Raw genomic sequence first — 19,174 nt, 5'->3', positions numbered from 1 at the left:
GAAATCTTCCGGCCTGGACAGTTTCAACCCGCTTGCAGGAATGCCTGGCGGTGGTCGGCTGGCTGCGGCTGGGTGAGGAGGCTGACGATAATCAGCACGGGCACATGGACGAGCAGCCCAAGCAAACCTTCGTGAAGATCGTAGGGCCGAAGGTCGGTGCCCAGATATCCTGTCACGAAGAAGAAAGCTGCGGTCAAGGATCCGCTGGCGAACCCTGCGATAATGCCCGGCGTTGTAGCTCTCCCCCAATACATCGCGGCGACAATCGGCGGCGCAAGCTGACAGATGATGCCGTAAGCGGTGAGCAGCAGGACAACAAGGCTCACCCCTTCGGTTACCGCAAAGCCGTAAGACACCGCTCCGACCACGACGACCAGCATCTGAATGAGTTTGCGCCGCGCTTCGTCCGTCATGGGCTTGAAGGGTTTGACCCCGTCTTCCACCGTCACCGAGGCCGCTGCGTGCACGAGGCTGTCTCCGGTCGACATCGAAGCCGACAAGGCGCCTGCACAAAACAGGCCGACCACGATTGCGGGAAGCTCTGCGTTGAGGATCATGAAGGGCAGGATAAAATCGGAAGAGGGCGGGCTTTCAGGGTAAAGCACACCTGCAAAGCCGATAAGGAACACCGGGATCAGGAACAGTTGAAAGGTGGGAAAGAGCACGACCGTCTGGCGCAGCGTGTTGTCCGAACGGGCGGTAAAAGCCTTCATGAAAAGATGCGGCCACATCATCAACCCCACGGCAGAGACGATGATCGCGCTGGAATATCCGCCCCAGCTCCAGGGCTCTCCGCTTGCCGTAAGACCGGGCATGGTGAGCAGTTCAGGACGCTGGTCGAGAATTTGCGCGAACATTTCGCCCACTCCGCCATACAGCGAGATCGGCAAATAAAGGCCAAGGGTCCATGCGATTGTGAGCATGAAAATCCCCTGAAACGTGTTGGTCCACCCGACCGCCGCGACGCCAGAGAACAAGACGTAGATGAGAACAATGCCATAAGCGACAAGCGCGCCGGCCCAAAGCGGGACGTTGCCCTCGGTCACCGCCTCGATCACGATCCCGGCACCGCGCATTTGCAGCGTTATGTAAGGGATGAAAGCGAGAACGGTCAGCGCGGCGATCATCACACTCAAAGCGCGCGATGGGAAACGCCCGCAGATAAGTTGTGCCTGCGTCACAAAACCGTGTCGTCGTCCCAGTGCGGCTGCTTTGGGGCCAAGGAAGAAGTATGGCACGATGCCAAGCACGCCGTAACAAAGGATATAGAATGCGGCCGCTCCCCGGCTGTAAGCCCAGCCCGGACCGCCAAGAAATGCAAAGGCGCTGAAGATTGAGGCGCCAAGCACGAAATACATGACGAGCAGGCCGAAATCGCGGTCTCCCGCGACATAGCCGGAGACGCTTTTTGATGCGCGGCGCCCCGATAGAAGACCAATCGCCAGGGTGATCGCGAGATAGGCTGCGATCACGAGTGCAATGATGTGCCAGCGTTCCATAAAAGCCTAGTGGTCCTCGCGCGTTTCGCTGAGGTAGAGCAGGGCAAGAAGGCCCAGTGCCACCGATATAAGGCTGGCAAGCACAAACAGATTGAAAGGCAGGCCGAGGACAAATGGCGTCGCCTGATTGAACAGCGTCGCGCCCGGCCATGTCGTGGCGAGCAAGAACAGCAGCATATAGGCTGCAACCAGCTTTCTCACAGCGCGAATACTCACAAGCAAGGCCCCCGTTTGGTCCGTATTTCAGCATTCTAGCTGAAGCGGGGGGACCATCAAGGGGCTTGTTTTGCCTCGGCAGATGGACGCGCGAGAAACCCGCTCCACCTGTTAAGATATTTGATAATGCGATTGATTAGCAAATATGGGGCGGCTAATGAATTTGCGAATCGCAATTAAGAGTCATTTGCATTTATAATGAGCCGGGCTTGGTTATCCGGTGCCGTCAAATAGGGGTCAAACCATTGAGTAAACTGCCTTTGAAGCCCTCGCGTCTTGCGCTGGTCCTTGCGCCGGTCCTTGTGCTTGTCGCTGCCCCGCTGCACCAGCTGCAGGCTGAAGAAACGGAAGAGGCATCCGGGGACTCTACGCTCATCACCGTAACCGCCACGCGCAACCCCATCCCTGCGTTCGATTATCCGGGTCAGGTGTCGGTGGTGGAACGCGAGGAAATCGAGGACTTCAACCCTTCGACCTTGCAAGAGGTGTTTCAGGCCATTCCGGGCGCTGAGTTCGATTCCGGACCCCGCCGAACGGGCGATGCGCCTTCCATTCGCGGCATCGGCGGCAACGGGGTGCTGATCTTTCAGGACGGCGCGCGGCAGAGCTTTATTTCGGGCCACGATGGCCGCTTTTTCATCGACCCCGAGCTGGTCCAGACGGTCGAGGTCGTGCGAGGGCCGGGTTCGGCGCTTTACGGGTCCGGCGCATTGGGTGGTGTCATCGCAACCCGCACGGTATCGGCCAGCGACCTCTTGAATGAGGGCGAGACAACCTTCGTGAAGCTTGCAAGCGGCTACCAGTCGGTGAACGACGAGTTTCGGGTTGGCGCGACCGGAGCGGCGCAATCTTCGGATGGAATGTGGGATGTGCTCGGCTATCTGACTTACCGGGAGGCGGCAAGCATCGAGCTTGGCAGCGGCGACACCTTGCCCGCTGACGACGAGATCACCTCCAGCCTGTTCAAAGTCACCTTGAGGCCAAGCGATGCGGTCGAGCTTTACGCCTCTTACGCACGTTACCAAGCGGATTCATCCGATCCACAGAACCCGCAAGGCGCCAATATCGCGGGGCCGGGCAATGATCTGGTGTTTCGCGATGCGCGCAATGACACGGCGCAGTTGGGTCTGAATTTCAACCCGGCGAGCGATGCGATCGACCTCAATCTGGTGGGTTATTACAGCAAGAATGGTGTTGAAGAGGACACTGTTGGGACCCCGCGCGTTGCCGACCGCGAGGTCGAGACGTTCGGGCTGATGCTCGACAACCGCTCGCGCATTGATTTTGGAGAAGGCTCTTTTGTCACCTTTACCTATGGCGGTGAATATTACCGGGATGAGCAGACCGGGCTCGACACTGATACCGCTGACGGAACGCGCGGAGGGGTTCCCGATGCAACGACCGAATTCATCGGAGCTTTCCTACAAGCCGAACTGACACTTGCGGACGGTATCCCGGGCGAGCTCAGCATAATTCCGGGCATTCGCTGGGACAGTTTCAAATCGTCCGCGACGGGCGAAGTCTTCACGATTGACGACGATGAACTCTCGCCCAAACTTGGCGTTTCCTACAAGCCGATCCCCGAGCTGCTCGTCTTTGGCAATTGGTCGAAGGGCTTTCGAGCGCCGTCTTTCAACGAAGCCTTTGCCGATGGCGTCCACTTCACCATTCCCGACCTTTCCGTAGCCCCAGGCCCCTTTGGCCCAACCTTCGTGCAGAACCTTTTTATCGGAAACGATGCGCTGGTGCCCGAGGAATCGGAAGGTTGGGAAGCAGGCGCCGGCGTCAACTTCGTCGATCTCATCACCGACGGCGACCGCCTGACATTCAAGGCCTCTTATTACGACAGTGATGTCACCAATCTAATCGGTTTGGATGTCAACATTCCCGCCGGATGCTTCGTCGCAAGCCCTTTTGTGCCGCCATGCGGGACGGGCGCCGACTTTGGCAACACCAGCCAGAATGTGAACATTGCCGATGCGCAAATTTCAGGCGTTGAGGCCGAATTCAGCTACACCTCGGACCACTTCTACCTGCGCGGCAATTTTTCGACGATTGACGGAGTGGATGCCGCAACAGGCGAATTTCTCGAAGGGGTCCTGTCGCCCAGCGTGCTTTTTGTCGACACGGGCCTGCGCTTTTCCGATGGCGATGTGCGCCTTGGCACCCGGGTCACATCGGCTTCCGCCTTTGATGAAGTGAACGACCCCAATCAGGCGCGCGACGGTTATCTCGTTGCGGACCTCTACCTCGTGATCGAGCCGGACGAAGGCCCGCTTGAGGGTTTCCGCCTCGACCTTGGGGTCGACAACATTGGCGATGCCGATTTCGAGGTGGTCAGCGCCGGGGTCAGCCAGCCTGGACGCAATTTCAAGGCCGCGCTTTCGTGGTCGAAGGGCTTTTAATCGCAAACTTTCATTCACAAGGGGAAAACCGAATGCGTAATCAAACCAAATCTGTCCTCGCCTCGGGCATTGCGGCGCTGTGCCTTATCGCAAGCCCCGCTCCAGCATTGGCCGACGATCCCGTTGGTCAACGCAGCGCGGAGGCAGAAACTGCCTCTTTCGAAGCAGACCGCGCGGACATCCTTGCAATGGCAGGCGATTTCAAAGTCACTTTCGACATGAAGGAGACGACCCCTTGGCATCCCGACTACACACCGATTGATGCGAAAATCTCGGGCGGGCACGAAAGTGTGCGTGTGATCGAGGACACAGGTCGCAAAATCGTGCTTCAACACCTGCTTGTCGTGGGCAGCGAGGACAGTCCATTCGTCGTTAAACACTGGCGTCAGGACTGGGAATACGAGCCCGCACAGTACCTCGTCTATACTGCGCCCGGCACATGGGAACTAAAAGACGTGCCGGAAGCCATGCGTAAGGGACGGTGGTCGCAAACCGTTTATCAGGTCGATGACAGCCCGCGTTATGCGGGGTGGGGGCAGTGGGAGACGACCAACGGCGTGCGGCGCTGGCGGTCCAATTGGACGCTTCGCCCGCTGGCGCGCCGCGATGCCACTCGTGACCCGGTCTATGACCACTACCGCGCCATCAACCGTCACCAGATATTCCCTGGTGGCTGGATTCATTGGCAGGACAACACCAAGCTGAAATGGGTTGATGGCGAGGCAGTGCCCTATGTTCAGGAAAGCGTCCTCAACACCTACGAACGCTTTGACGATTATCCGGTGAGCGCGGTGGATGAATATTGGCGGGCGAGCGCGGATTACTGGGCTGCGGTGCGCGCACAATGGGACGAGACACTCGCGGCAAATGGCGGCATCACCATCGAGGAAGAAGCGGCGACCGGCACTGTCATCAGCGGCGAGTTGCTGAACATGGGAACGCAGATCGCCAAAGGTGAAATGGACACCGCCACCGCGATTGCCAAAGCCCAAACACTTATCCGCGAAGGCACGGCCAAGGCCGAAAACGGCGAGAGGCTCGCTTCGAATAAAGCGGCGAACTACTGAATGCCCCATTGAGGAAATGCCCGGTTCCGGGAGGCAGGGGGTGATCCTGCCTCCCATTGCTGACCGGCGCGATTGGATCGTCGCAAGTCTGCCACCCAGAGAGAATGGCGCGAGCGACACCTAAGTAATCATACGAATGATCTCGGAGGAACTTTTTCTCTACCAAGTGCAGGGATTTCGATGATTGGGTTGAGCGGTGCGCCTCCATAGGTTCGGTTGCAACGCTGCTTGGGGGCCGAGATGAGCGAAGAAAGTCGATACTATTGCACGCGCTTTCAAGTCGTGTCGCAGTAGAACATACATGAGCAAAATTGAAAGCGGTGGCCGCAATCAAGAAGACAGTCTTAACCTGCCCCCACTCGTGGGTTCCCCCGATGCCACCGCCCCAAATCTTCCCAACGAAACAATAAGTAAGCTCCTCGGTGCCACCGTTTTCGACCCTGTCTTCATGTCACCGAAACCTGCTGTGCGAAGGGCAACTTTCGGCAAAAAGCAATGCCTCTGTGGCCTCGCCGATGAAAACGGTGTGCCCTCTACCCCTAGCGATGATCGCATCGCCGAATTGGAAATCGAACTCAAGGCTGCGCAAGCTTCGCTCAATGCCAAAGTGCAGGAGATTGTAATCGCCAATGAAAAGCTCATCAGCACCCGCGAGCAGATGATGTCGATGAACGAGGCGCTTCAGTTGGCCAACGAAGAGCTCATCGCGATCAATCACGAGTTGAGGCGCAAGGTGGACGAGCTGACACTTGCCTACTCGGATTTGGAAAATTTCCTGCAATCGGCTGACCTCGCGATGATTGTGCTCGATCCAAGCCTTCGCATCCGGTACGTGACAGACGCAGCGCGTCATATGTTTGCCCACTCAAGCAGTGATGAGGAATATTCGCTGGATCAGTTCGATGTATCTCTTGGCAACATTGATTTGACCAAAGAGGTGCGCAAGGTGTTTGAAAAAGGTGCCGCCTTTTCGGGGTCGTGCGAAAGCAACAAGGGGGAGAAGTCCTACCTCGTCAGGATCACGCCACAACTCAATGACGAAAGCTGCGTCAAAAGTGCTTCGATAACTCTGGTCGATATTTCGCAAGAGGTCGACCTCCGGCGCAAACTTGCCGCCGAAACCCGCAAGCTGCACCTCGCGATGGAGGCTGCAAACATGGGAGCTTGGGTTACTGATCGTGAAACCGGCAGGCTGACTGTTGATGCCACAGGGGCGCAGCTTGCCGGTCTCAAGGGGCCAGGCGAATACGACCGACGCGACTTGCAGGCATATCTCGAGCCTTTGGATGCGAAAAAGCACATAGCCGAGCGCGACCAAGCGCTCGCCATCGATGAGGCGTATTCGCATGTGCTGCAGCTGGACGTACCCGGTGCGCCGCGCCGTTGGGTAAAGGTTCATGCCTCGCCTTTCGAGGATGAAGACGGATGTAAAAAAGTCGTGGGACTTGGCGTCGATGTGACGGAAATCATCCAACTCCAGCGCGAGTTGGAAGAGCAAACCTATCTTCGAAAAATGGTCATGAATGCAGGGCGCATGGGCATGGCTGATCTGGACGTTGAACGATGGGTTTCAACGGTTGATGAGGTCCTGGCAGAACACCTCAATCTTCACAAAGCCGGGGAAGTGCCCGGTGAAGAAGTGCTTGCGCATGTTTTCGAAGAAGACCTTGAAATCCTGCGAGCGAAACTCGCCGGAGCAATCGAACGCGGTGAAGAATACGAGGTGGATTTCCGGGTCAAGGACCCTGAAATGGGCATCAGATGGGTTCGCACCCGCGGCCGACCCTACGTGACGATCAATGGGGTGAAAAAGGTCGCAGGAGCAACACTCGACATTTCGCCCATGAAAAATCAACAACTGTTGGTCGAAGAGATGAGCCACCGCATCAAGAACCTGTTTGCGGTGGTCGGCGGGCTTATTCAGGCCGCGCCCAAACCGAATCCAGCAGCAGAACACATGGCGTCCGAACTGCTTGAGCGGGTGGTGTCATTGGGCCGTGTCTATGACCTTGCGCGAAAAGAACATGCGATGATGGGATTGCCTCTTGGCACCCTCTTGCACTCTATTCTTGAGCCGCACACGACTGGCCATTCGGTCAAGATGGAAGGGCCTACGGTCTTCGTCGATGGTGACCGCGTAAATACGCTCACCTTGATCGTACACGAACTGACCACCAACGCCGTCAAATACGGGGCCCTCGGCTCGCCCGATGGCAGGCTTGAGTTGAGTTGGACGGTATTGGAAGGCAGCCAAGTTCAGCTGAAATGGTGCGAATACCGGGCAGACTTCTCGCCGCCTTCAAGCAGTGGTGGATTCGGAACTATACTTATTGACAGCGGAGTCAGGCAGTTGAAGGGTGCTTTTGAAAGGCGCTTCACCCAAACCGGGGCGTTGATTGACTTGCTGGTCACCCTATAATTTTTGGGAGAGCCAAATGAATTCTGAAGCGATGCTTCGCGACCTTTCTGTTCTCATCGTGGAAGACGAGTTCATTGTGGCCGTGGGACTTGAAAATACATTTCGCAATGCCGGGGCCAGCGATGTGACGGTGATCGGCAATATTGCGGACGCGTGGGATGCGGTCAGGAGCACGCGGTTTGATTTTGCGCTTCTCGATATTCGCTTGCCGGACGGCTATTCCTTTCCCCTCGCTATGAATCTCATGGCGCAGGAAGTGCCGGTCGTTATCCACTCCGGCCATGCGGAAATCTACCACTCCGCGCGTTTGCCCGGCATCATCTTCTGCCCAAAGCCTGCGACACCAGCCGAGATCGTGCACGCATCGTTCAAGGCCATCCAATTCAATGGCATCTCCAAAACCGCGCATTTGCAGGAGACGCTACATTGATCGGGTCCGGCTAAAGAGAGAATTTTGATCTCAGAAGATTTGCGCCAAGCCTCGCTATGGCGCTCGTTGATGCATCTCTCGATCATCGCAAAAAGATGGTGGGCGCGGCAAGGATTGAACTTGCGACCCCACCCGTGTGAAGGGTGGGAATACGGACGATAACGGCTTTACGCGGACAATAAAATCCAATAAAAACAATTATAGGTGTTCAAGTGTGTTCGCCCATGTTTTTCATGTTTTTTTCATGGATTTTGAAAGAGCCCTCAGATGCCTGATTTAAGCCGGATCAAAGAGCGCGATAAATTGAAGCCCAAAGCGGGAGACGAACCGCACTGGCAACGCTTGCGCCAAGGCAGCTATGTTGGCTTTCGCCCATCCAAGAAAGGCAAGCGCGGCACATGGTTCGCGCGCGCTTATGATCCTGATGGTAACAACTATCGCCGCAAACCTCTTGGCGATTACGGCGCGCTTTCCGGCCATGATGTTTTTACGCAAGCGAAGGTGGATGCTGAAAACTGGGCTGAGACGGTCGAAAGCGGCGGCGAGCGCGCCCGCGATATGGTGACAGTCAAGGACGCGTGTGAAGCTTATTTGGTCGAAAAGCCCAGTGTTATTGCCGAAGGCGTATTCCGGCGGCACGTCTATTCCGACCCAATTGCCAAGGTGAAGCTCGACAAGTTACGGCGGCACCATTTGAAGGCTTGGCGCAAGCGGCTGGAAGAGGCCCCCGCATTGCTGACCCGCTCCAAGAAAGGTGAGAAGCGTTGGAAAGAACGCGCCAGATCTACCGTTAACCGCGACATGGTGCCTTTGCGTGCTGCGCTGGGCATGGTGTTAAAGCCCGGTGCGCCAAACACAGATGCGGCGTGGCAAGAAGCTCTCAAGCCTTTCAAAGGGGCCGACAAGCGCCGCGAACTCTATCTCGACCGTGAAGAGCGCAGAAGGCTGATTGATGCCACAAGCGAGGAGGCTCTGCCTTTTGTGAAAGGGCTTTGCCTCTTGCCTCTTCGACCAGGTGCGCTGGCCAGTTTGACAGTGCGCGATTTCGACAAGCGTACGCGCACTCTCACAATCGGCAAGGATAAGAACGGTAACCCTCGCCAGATTTCTCTGCCGCAAGTTATCGCCGATTTCTTCGCAGAGCAGGTGAGAAGCAGGATGCCAGCCGCGCCCATATTCGCCCGTGCTGACGGTAAGAAATGGAACAAGGATGCGTGGAAATATCCTGTAAAGGACGCGGTGAAAGCGGCTGGTTTACCCGGTGCGACAGCCGCCTACACATTGCGGCATAGCGTGATTACTGACCTTATCCGCGCGCGCCTTCCAATCCTGACAGTTGCGCAACTGTCGGGGACAAGTGTGGCCATAATCGAAAAGCACTACGGCCACCTTGTGCGCGATGATGCCGAAGAGGCGCTGGCTAGCATTGCGATATAACAATCCCTAATGGCCCCGTTTTTCAGTGTGATTTGCGACAAGGCGTTTATCGGAGTCCGCGCGCTTTGAGACCGGTTACTAAGAGTGTAAGGGGGCGGGCAAAACTCTGCCGCTTTTGAGCCGGGCACCGGTGCGACAATGCGAAACAATCGCTAACACAGTTTTCGCCGCGCTCGCGGTCACCTTGCCACACTTCATCTGATGACATCATCCGAATTGAGGCCTGCACCAATATTAGGAAAGTAATTGGCGGCTAGGTCAATGGCCTCTAACAAGACCATGAATTGGAGGGCATTCATGGAAATTGCTGCGTATTTGGCTGAAATCAAAAGGCTCCACGAAAGCGGCCAAACTACCGAGCACAGTTTTCGCCCTGCGCTAGAACAGCTTTTCAAGTCTATTGACCCAGAGCTTACAGTAATAAACGAACCTCGCCGGACAGTGGACGTTGGCGCGCCAGATTTCGTGTTCCAGCGCGGCGAAGTCTCGATTGGATGGTGCGAAGCCAAGGACATTGGCAAAGACATCCGCAAATTTGCCAAGGGCGACTACAGCAAAGAGCAAAAGGGCCGCTACACCAAAGGCCTGCCCAATCTGATCTACACCAACGGGCTCGATTTTGAGTTTATCCGCGATGGGGAAGCGGTGGACTTCATCACCATTGCCGACCTGATCCCGACAATGCCCGCGCGAACCGAAGCCTTCCCGCTTCTAGAAGCGCGGCTGGCCGAATTTGCGCAAGTTACGCCGCTAAGCGTTACCTCTTCCAAACGCCTTGCCGAATTGATGGCGGGTAAAGCTGCGCTAATCAAAGAGATTATGGGCAACGCTTTGGTAAGCGACCTCAAGGCGCAAAGCGACGGCGGCCAGCCGACCGACCTGATCGGTCAATATGAAGCATTCAAAGAAAGCCTGATCCACGACATCACAGTGGCAGAGTTTGCGGACATCTATGCCGAAACCATCGCCTATGGCCTCTTCGCTGCACGCCTGCATGATGAGACGCTAGAGACGTTTAGCCGGACCGAGGCATTGGAGCTTTTGCCCAAGTCCAATCCTTTCTTGCGAGCCTTGTTTGTCTATATCGCTGGCCCCAATCTTGATGAGCGCCTGCGCCGAGTGGTTGATGATTTGTGTGAAGTGTTCCGCGCAACCGATATGGAAAAGGTGCTGCGCCACTTTGGCAAGGTGACAAAGCGCCAAGACCCCTTTCTTCACTTCTACGAAGACTTCCTTGCCGAGTATAACCCGAAGAAGCGTAAGGCGCGCGGGGTCTGGTATACCCCCGAGCCCGTGGTCAATTTCATTGTGCGCGCCGTGGATGAGGTGCTTAAGACCGAATTTTGCCTCAGCGATGGCCTTGCCGATACCAGCAAGATTTCGATTGATTGGGATACCGGCCAGACCGACAAAAAGGGCAATCCCGCAACCATCAAGAAAGAGGTTCACCGCGTTCAGATATTGGACCCCGCAACGGGCACTGGCACATTCTTAGCGGAGGCGATCAAGCTGATTGCAGAGAGGGTGCAAGGCATCGCGCCGAGCCAATGGTCTGGCTATGTCGAGAATGATCTGATCCCCCGCATTCACGGCTTCGAGCTGCTGATGGCGAGCTATGCCATGTGCCATATGAAGCTCGATATGATCCTCACAGGGCTTGGGTACAAACCGAGCGATAGAGCGCCCCGGTTGGGTGCATATTTGACCAACTCGCTCGAGGAAGGCGAGCGCGTTGAGCAAACGCTATTTGGGCTCTCACGCGCCATTGCCGAGGAAGCGAAAGCGGCGAGTGATATTAAGAGGCAGACACCTATTATGTGCGTGATTGGCAACCCGCCCTACGCGGGAAAAAGCGCAAACAAGGGGTCATGGATTATGGGCCTAATGGAGGCCTACAAGAAAGAACCAGGTGGTAAGGAGCCTCTTAACGAAAGAAACCCCAAGTGGATTAACGATGACTACGTGAAGTTCATCCGCCTAGCAGAAGAGATGATTTCAAAAAATGGCCATGGGGTTGTCGGTTTTATCACAAACCACGGCTATCTTGATAATCCAACATTCAGAGGGATGCGCTGGCGGCTCCTTAATAGTTTCGACCAGATTTATGTCATTGACCTGCACGGCAACTCAAACAGGAAGGAGCAAGTCCCAGACGGCATCACAGACAAAAACGTATTCGACATCAAGACAGGCGTTGCAGTCGTCCTTCTTATAAAGCGAGGCGAACGGAGCAATAAGCTCGCCAGTGTCAAACACGCAGAGTTCTGGGGCGGTAGACCCGCTAAGCACGAAAAGCTTAGCTCCGAAGCACTGAGCACGATTTCTTGGAATGACTTAGTCTTGGAAGCGCCTCATTTTATGTTTGTTCCATGGGACTACGAGCGCGAACGTGAGTTTCGAGAAGGGTTCTCATTGGAGAAGCTCTTTCCCGTGCATTCAAATGGGATAGTAACGGGCAGTGACAAAAAGTTCATCGCTGGGACTTCCACTGGTATCGCTCAAGACGATGAGGGTTTCGACAGCGACTTAATCCTTCCAGTCTCTTACCGGCCTTTCGAGAAATCCTTCATCTATTACGATCCGGCGAAATTGGAGCGTGCGCGAGCTAGTGTGATGGATAACTATATGCTCGGCCCCAATTTGGGTCTCCTAGTCACGAAGGCTTTTCGAGATCGAGATTTCGCTCACGTTTGGGTTACTGACAAGGTTTCCGAGGCTATATTTCTCTCTGGCACTACTGCTTCGAATGCAATGAATTTGCCGCTCTACACCTATCCTCCGAAAGACGGTTTAGACGATGTGCGAAGGTTGAACTTGCAAGACAGCATTTATGCCGACCTTGTGCACAAGGCTGGATTGAGCGGGGCTGACGGAGATGAAATCAAAATCTTCGACTACATCTATGCGATCCTGCATTGTCCAACTTATAGGCAACGGTTTGCTCAAGCCCTAACAATCGACTTTCCATTCATCCCATACCCCCCAAACCACGCAGGATTCGAAAGGCTGCGAAAACAAGGCGAGACCCTGCGACGGCTACATCTGATGGAAGATGCGGCGATTGGCGACACGCCCTACCGCTTCGACGGTGAAGCGCCCGAGGGGCAGGAGAATGAAGTCGACAAACCCCGCTTCGAGCTCCAGCCGGACGGAAGCGGGCGCGTTTATATCAATGGAAAAGGCGATAAGGGGCAGTACTTCGCAGACGTGCCGCCCGTCTCTTGGGACTTCCCCATAGGCGGATACCAGCCTGCACAAAAATGGCTCAAAGACCGCAAGGGCCGCCAGCTAAGCTTCGATGACATCCGCCACTATCAAAAGATCATCAAAATCCTCGCAGAAACCGACCGCATCATGGAAGGTATAAAGATGCCAAATATTGGTGACGACTAATTCTATGCCCTGACTGCGCTCAATGGGCCATTGGACCTATTCAGCATTCAACTATCCACATAGAATCAAAATTTGCACGGCTTATCCCCATACAATCATGCGCCCTAGTCTTCGATAGATTCGCTTGGTGCCTTATATGTTAGAACGCAAACGAACGTGTTTGCGTTCACTAACTACTAGGAGAATAGCCATTTTTGATGCCCCATAAACGAAACCCCCGCCGAATGGGCAGGGGCTCCGTGCGAAACATTGGCGTGTCCTCGCAAGGCAGTTTCTATCCATTCCGGTGGGCTTCGACAACCGGAAAATTGTGCGCTGGCGAACAACAAGGGTCGCTGGCGGACGCTAACAATGGATAAAACCCAATGCCAAATACCTCTCCAGATTTTGAACCTTTGGCCTATAGCGTGGCGGATGCTTGCCGCGTTTCCAGCATAGGCCGCACACGCCTTTATCAGCTTATCGGTGAAGGCCGACTCGAAGCCAAGAAAATTGGCAAGCGAACCCTTATTCCAGCTGCAAGTCTTCGCGCCCTGATCGAAGGTGAGGGTTGAGAAATGGACAGTTTTCGGAAGCCGAAAAAAGAAACCCCACTGGCGGCGACCGGTGGGGCTTCGTGCGATAGCGTTGCAGGCCCTTCGCTAAACCCTTCTAGCCTCGCGTTCCAACGGGCGCAATTCCTGATGAGCGCCCACTCGATCCGGCCAGACTTGGCTTTGATGCTTGGTGGATTGATCTTTGAAGGGGGCGCACAATGACTGACGCACGCGAAGTGACGATAGCGCTCGGTGGGCGCTGGTATGGCCGATATGGCTCTGCGCCGTGTCCCGTTTGCCAACCGGAACAAAGGCGCGACCAGAACGCACTCACATTGGCTGATGGGGATATGCGGTTGCTCTTGCATTGCAAGCGGTCTGGCTGCGACTTTCTCGACATATTAGCGGCGGCTGGCCTACGCGTTGGCGATTATCGAGCGCCCGATGCTGTGACGGTGGCCAAACGCGAGGCCAAGGCAACAGCGGACGCGATCCGCAATCAAACTGCTGCGAGGCGACTTTGGGAGCAATCCCAGCCGATAGCGGGCACTCTGGCGGAAACCTACCTGCGCGGGCGCGGGATTAGCTGCGCTTTGCCCAATACGCTTCGCTTTCATACAAACTGCTGGCACGGGCCAAGCGAAAGCCGATGCCCCGCTATGGTGGCGCTGGTGGAAGGCGGCGATGGCTTTGCGGTGCATCGCAGCTATCTGCGCGCCGATGGCAGCGGGAAAGCAGGTTTTGCTGGCGGTGACAAGCTAATGCTGGGAGCAACCGCTGGTGGCGCTGTAAGGCTCTCTAAGGGCGGTTCGCGGCTTGTAGTGGCGGAAGGCATTGAAAGCGCCTTGTCGCTCTTGTGTGGGCTTATGGCTGAGCCTGTGACCGGCTGGGCTGCGCTCTCGACAAGCGGGATGCGCTCGCTTCGATTGCCCGCGAAACCGTCGCGGCTGGTGATTGCTGGCGATGGCGACCGACCGGGCCGGAAAGCCTCACACGCGCTCGCGAAAAGGGCGCATTCGCTAGGCTGGAAAGTCTCGATGCTCGACCCCGGCAATGGTGCAGACTTTAACGATGTTCTCACCGGAAAGGCGGTGGCAGCATGAGCGCGCAAGTTAAACAGACTGAAACCCCTTTCCGGCCCGAAGAACCGCAACCGCTGGTGCGGCAAATCTCGCCGGGGGCGGCCTATCCGGTTTATGCGCTTGGACCGCTAAAAAGTGCAGTTGAAGCGGTGCAGGGTATGACACAAGCACCGATGGCGATCCCGGCACAATCCGCACTCGCGGTCGCATCGCTCGCGGTGCAAGGCTTTGCTGATGTGGAGACTCTTGGCGGCAAACGGCCAATGTCGCTCTATGCGCTGACTATTGCCCAATCCGGTGAGCGCAAATCCGCCTGCGATGCGCCTTTTATGGAAGCTTTAAGGGTGCACGAGCAAGAGCAGGCGAAACTGCATCGCAAGGCTATGCAAGCATGGCAACGGAGGCACGATGTATGGAAAGCGAAACGCGACCGCATTCTGGCCGATGCCAAAAAACCCAAGGCTGGAGATAGCGCAGCGGCGGAGGCTGATTTGGCGGCTTTGGGGCCAGAGCCAGAGGCCCCGCCTTCCACCGACCGCCTTGTGACGGAACCGACCTTTGAGGGGCTCACAAAGCTATTCGCAAATGGTGAGCCCAGCCTTGGCCTGTTTTCGGATGAAGGCGGGCAATTCCTGGGCGGGCACGCGATGAGTAGCGACAACCGGCAAAAGACCCTCGCAGCGTTCAATGACTTGTGGTAGGCCAATCCGATAAGGCGAACCCGTGCAGGCGATGGCCATGCAACGCTTTATGGGAGGCGGTTAGCGGTTCACCTGATGGCCCAGCCAACCGTAGCGAGGGCATTTATGGCTGACCCGCTCGCGGCTGATACCGGGTTCTTACCACGCTTTCTTATCTGCGAACCGCCCAGCACTATCGGCACACGGTTGCACGGGACCGCTCGCAATGATGATCGTGCAATACTCCGTTTCAATGAGCGGCTGCGCTCCATACTTTGCAGCAAAATGCCGATGGATGCGGAAACCCGCGAACTCCAGCCGCGATGTTTGCAGCTAAGCGATGGTGCACGGGAAGCGCTGGTGCGGTTTTCGGATAGCGTGGAGCAATCACAATGCCCCGGCGGTGAGATGGCTCACCTTACTGGCACAGCTTCAAAGGCTGCGGAACAAGCGGCGCGGATTGCCGGTGTGTTGACACTCTGGGGCGATCTCGACGCGGTGGAAGTTGAACCTGCTGATATGACCAATGCAATCAAGCTGGCGGGGTTCTATCTCTTGGAAGCGGCGAGGCTTGCCGATGCGGCACAAGTATCGGCGGAGATAGACCAAGCTGAAAAGCTGAAGCGATGGCTTCTTGAGGCTTTTGAAGAAACCGAAGTGATGGTTCGCGATGTAGTAAGGTATGGGCCTAACTCGCTTCGCGAAAGCCCCAAGGCACGGGCAACAATGAAGCTTCTCGAAAAGCACGGATGGCTTGTCCAGCTGGACGGGGGAACCGTAGTGCGCGGCTCTGCGCGCTCTGAGGCATGGCGAATTGTTAGGCCCAGCTAGCGTGAAACCCGAAGCCACACCCCTGCGACATTCGCGACTTTTGCGACATTGGCCAAGTGAGACTGCAATTTGTCGCAATTGTCGCGGTTGTCGCAAGGGGCAGGGGATTGTCAGAATGGACCGAAGGATAAGCATCAGATGAGTGCAAAATCGAAGAAAAGCAAAGCAGGTTCGGCGCGAGACAAGGCTCGGCTTGATGTTGAGGGGCAACCCGAAAAGAGCAAGGAGCGCAACCTTGCCGATGTGTCGCTTGATCCGGCAGCAAGTGGGATGGCGGCAGCCCGTATGTTTATTGCCGGGAGCTTTGGCGAGCAGGACTCGACCGAGCTCTATCTATCGCTCAGTGACAAGGGAAAGGCTGCCGCGTCTGGCGACTTGACCCATTACAAAACTATGCTGGCGGCACAAGCTGACACTCTCAATTCAGTCTTTACGGAGTTGGCACGGCGGGCCGCGCTCAACATGGGCGAATATATCAGCGCGACCGAGATATATATGCGCTTGGCTCTCAAGGCGCAGGTGCAGTGCAAGGCCAACATTGAAGCGCTTGACCGTCTATCTAACGGGCGGGTGCAAACTGTCCGGCACGTTCACGTCAATGATGGCGGGCAGGCCGTAATCGCAGACGAGTTTCACCATCACACCGGGGGACGCAAAAATGGAAAATCAAACGAACAACCCCATGCAACCGGAACGGCTGGCAAGAGCCCCGCGATGCTTAGCCAAGACGCGCAAGGGGACGGCGTGCCAGTCTCCAGCGGTAAAGGGAAGCAAGCGGTGCCGGATGCACGGCGGTAAGGGCAGCGGTGCACCTAAGGGCAATCGAAATGCTTGGCGGCATGGCGCAAGATCAGCGGAGACCGGAGAACTGCTAGAGCTTGTCCGGCGATTTGGCTTGCCAGATTGAACTGAAATAGAGCTGTTCTCACAGGCTCTTTTTCATGTTTTTTTCATGGAAACGCATCCCATCTCTTCTAAGTCATTGAAAAGATGGTGGGCGCGGCAAGGATTGAACTTGCGACCCCACCCGTGTGAAGGGTGTGCTCTACCACTGAGCTACGCGCCCGCCCTGTGCATTTTGGCGGATTATAATCCGGCTGAGGGCAGGTCGGCGCATTTACTGCGTGCGCCTTTTTTTGGCAAGCGACCTTTGCAGGCCGGCCTTGGCTCCAGAACCTTTCCGTTCAGCGCGCAATCCAACTTGAGATCAACCTGGCAAGACCATCACTGTTATGCGCAGCAGAGGGTCGCAAATCAGCGGGACATTCGAGGCAATAGGCCTGCACGCCCTGCGCCGAGGTGAGCAATTGCGCATCGCTCACGATCTGGCTCATAAGCGCCTCGCGTTGACGGGCGGTCATTGCAAAAAGGTCTCCGCCGCGTGCCTGCGCCGCCGGGCCGCTCGCGTCGGTCAACAGCTGGCGGATGAGCGAATCGTAACCCGAAGGCGTCTTGCCAAGGAAGCGCGCGCTCCAGTCGTTTTGTTCAAGCCCGGCTTCGCCTGCGACCCACTGCAAGGCATCGCTCAGCCCGCCGAACTGATCGACAAGGCCCAGCTGGCGCGCTGTGCCTCCGTCCCAGACACGGCCCTGGGCAATGGCATCGACACGTTCGGTGGTCATGCCGCGCGCGGCGCTGACGCGGGTGAGAAATTCGGAATAGGTGTTCTCCACTCCTGCCTGAAGGATCGCGTCGATCTCTGGCGAGAAACCTTCAATCAGATCGGGCTGACCTGACAAGGGCGTGGTGCGATACCCTGCCGCGTTCACGCCGATCTCGGCAGCTGCGTTCTCAAAGGTCGGAATGGCGGCAAAGACGCCGATTGATCCGGTGATGGTTTCAGGCTGCGCGAAAATGCGGTCGGCGTTGGTGGCGACCCAATATCCGCCACTGGCAGCAACATTGGCGAAGGACACTGCAACGGGCACATCCTTGTCGGAGCGGAAACGTTCGATTGCCAAGCGGATGTCTTCCGAAGCCATCGCCGAACCGCCCGGGGAATCGACGCGCACGACCAAGCCCTTCACGCTGTCGTCGATAATGGCGGCGTCGAGAAGCTCGACGATACGCTCGCCCCCCGCAGCGCCGGGCCCTGCATCACCATCCACGATAGTGCCTGCGATTGTTACGACGGCGATAGTGTTGCTGGACGAGCCGGTACCCGGGCCGATGTCAGCCAGATAGGGCGCAAACTCGCTCTTCGCGTAAGTGCCGGGCTTCTTGTCGTAAGCATCTTCTCCGGAAATACTCGCGACATGCTGGCCGAACTCGACCCTCGTGCCGACTTTATCGACGAGCCCTGCGTCAAGAGCTGCGTCGGCCAGATCACCGGACGAAGCCTCCACCCACGCAACAGGATCACTGGTTACGCGATCTAGATCGAGCGAGGGCCGCGCCTTTTTCACATTGGCCTGCCATTCTTCCCAAAGCGCGCCGTAAAGGCTCGCCTGATTTTCAAGCGCCGCCTCGGATGGTTCGCTGAGGATATAGGGCTCGACCGCTGCTTTGAACGTGCCGACGCGGTACACGCGCATATTGACGTTGAGATTGTCGAGCAGGCCGGCGTAGTAAAGACGCGAGCCACCGGGGCCGGCGATTACAGCGCCGCCCATGGGATCGACCCAGACTTCGCTCGCGTGGGAAGCGAGGTGCATATGGTCATCGCCATAGCCAAGAGCATAGGTCAAAACCGGCTTTTCGGTCTTGCGCACACGGTCCATCGCATCGGCGATTTCCTGCATATGCACCTGTCCGCCGCCGATAAATCCGCTGAGGTCGAGGACAACGGCTTTCACCCGGTCATCGGTTGCAGCAGTATCGAGCGCACGCACCAGATCGCGTGAGAGTATTTCGACGGGCGGCGCAGATCCACTCAGCAGCGTGTCGAGCGGATCGACCTCGCTTTTCTCTTCAACGACGAAGCCGGTCATATCGATATAAAGCGCGCCTTCGCGCACCTGGCCGGGATTGGGGCTGGCGGAAAGGATGCTGAACAGCATGACGAAGAACAGCAGCATGAATACGAGCACGAGCCCATCCTTAATGCCGACAATAACCTTCCACGCTTTGCCCAAAAAGCTCATCTGTTTTCCTTGAAATCTTCGACCCTGAATGCCCGACGCAACGCCCGAATACGCGCCACGGTTCCACAAGCCATAAGCGCGTGCATGCGAAACTTC

At 56.5% G+C, this 19,174-nt stretch carries 12 protein-coding genes, 1 tRNA gene and 1 pseudogene; 10 read left to right on the top strand and 4 right to left on the bottom strand.

Annotated features, from left to right (window positions below):
* Window positions 1-23 precede the first annotated feature (23 nt).
* Window positions 24-1,499 carry a sodium:solute symporter family protein gene (locus MWU38_RS10720; protein WP_247271799.1) on the bottom strand — a complete coding sequence of 492 codons (1,476 nt, stop codon included), beginning with the start codon at window positions 1,497-1,499 and terminating at the stop codon, window positions 24-26.
* 6 nt (window positions 1,500-1,505) lie between these two features.
* On the bottom strand, window positions 1,506-1,700 hold the full coding sequence (locus tag MWU38_RS10715) for a hypothetical protein (protein ID WP_247271798.1): 195 nt from the start codon (window positions 1,698-1,700) through the stop codon (window positions 1,506-1,508).
* A gap of 260 nt (window positions 1,701-1,960) precedes the next feature.
* On the opposite strand from MWU38_RS10715, the gene MWU38_RS10710 reads away from it, so the two are divergent.
* The 10 genes and pseudogenes from MWU38_RS10710 (at window position 1,961) to MWU38_RS10665 (ending at window position 16,793) form a co-directional block, all read left to right on the top strand.
* Complete coding sequence (locus tag MWU38_RS10710) at window positions 1,961-4,120, top strand: TonB-dependent receptor (RefSeq protein ID WP_247271797.1); 2,160 nt, start codon at window positions 1,961-1,963, stop codon at window positions 4,118-4,120.
* A gap of 32 nt (window positions 4,121-4,152) precedes the next feature.
* Window positions 4,153-5,187, top strand: a complete 1,035-nt coding sequence (locus tag MWU38_RS10705; protein WP_247271796.1) for a DUF6607 family protein — start codon at window positions 4,153-4,155, stop codon at window positions 5,185-5,187.
* A gap of 448 nt (window positions 5,188-5,635) precedes the next feature.
* The gene (locus MWU38_RS10700) at window positions 5,636-7,606 is read left to right on the top strand and encodes a PAS domain-containing protein (protein WP_247271795.1); all 1,971 of its coding nucleotides are present in this window, start codon (window positions 5,636-5,638) and stop codon (window positions 7,604-7,606) included.
* A gap of 16 nt (window positions 7,607-7,622) precedes the next feature.
* Window positions 7,623-8,036: a response regulator gene (locus MWU38_RS10695; protein WP_247271794.1), complete on the top strand. Its 414-nt coding sequence runs from the start codon at window positions 7,623-7,625 to the stop codon at window positions 8,034-8,036.
* Between the two features lie 267 nt (window positions 8,037-8,303).
* Window positions 8,304-9,473: a tyrosine-type recombinase/integrase gene (locus MWU38_RS10690; RefSeq protein ID WP_247271793.1), complete on the top strand. Its 1,170-nt coding sequence runs from the start codon at window positions 8,304-8,306 to the stop codon at window positions 9,471-9,473.
* A 297-nt stretch (window positions 9,474-9,770) separates the two neighbouring features.
* Complete coding sequence (locus tag MWU38_RS10685; protein WP_247271792.1) at window positions 9,771-12,866, top strand: type ISP restriction/modification enzyme; 3,096 nt, start codon at window positions 9,771-9,773, stop codon at window positions 12,864-12,866.
* 365 nt (window positions 12,867-13,231) lie between these two features.
* Window positions 13,232-13,420 carry a helix-turn-helix domain-containing protein gene (locus tag MWU38_RS10680; RefSeq protein WP_247271791.1) on the top strand — a complete coding sequence of 63 codons (189 nt, stop codon included), beginning with the start codon at window positions 13,232-13,234 and terminating at the stop codon, window positions 13,418-13,420.
* 200 nt (window positions 13,421-13,620) lie between these two features.
* A complete protein-coding gene (locus tag MWU38_RS10675) occupies window positions 13,621-14,505 on the top strand; it encodes a toprim domain-containing protein (RefSeq protein WP_247271790.1) in 885 nt (294 codons plus the stop codon).
* Window positions 14,502-15,995: pseudogene (locus MWU38_RS10670) on the top strand (YfjI family protein). The gene MWU38_RS10675 and the pseudogene MWU38_RS10670 overlap by 4 nt, the downstream one beginning before the upstream one ends.
* A 138-nt stretch (window positions 15,996-16,133) precedes the next feature.
* The gene (locus MWU38_RS10665) at window positions 16,134-16,793 is read left to right on the top strand and encodes a hypothetical protein (RefSeq protein ID WP_247271789.1); all 660 of its coding nucleotides are present in this window, start codon (window positions 16,134-16,136) and stop codon (window positions 16,791-16,793) included.
* A gap of 193 nt (window positions 16,794-16,986) precedes the next feature.
* Here the strand turns inward: MWU38_RS10665 and MWU38_RS10660 are convergent.
* Together MWU38_RS10660 and sppA are read right to left on the bottom strand one after the other, a co-directional pair.
* A tRNA-Val gene (locus MWU38_RS10660) sits at window positions 16,987-17,061 on the bottom strand.
* A gap of 118 nt (window positions 17,062-17,179) precedes the next feature.
* Window positions 17,180-19,078 carry a signal peptide peptidase SppA gene (gene sppA / locus MWU38_RS10655; protein WP_247271788.1) on the bottom strand — a complete coding sequence of 633 codons (1,899 nt, stop codon included), beginning with the start codon at window positions 19,076-19,078 and terminating at the stop codon, window positions 17,180-17,182.
* Between the last annotated feature and the right edge of the window lie 96 nt (window positions 19,079-19,174).

The sequence above is a fragment of the Qipengyuania sp. S6317L1 genome (assembly GCF_023015615.1).
Classification (GTDB): domain Bacteria; phylum Pseudomonadota; class Alphaproteobacteria; order Sphingomonadales; family Sphingomonadaceae; genus Erythrobacter.
This window is presented reverse-complemented; position numbering and strand designations above follow the sequence as displayed.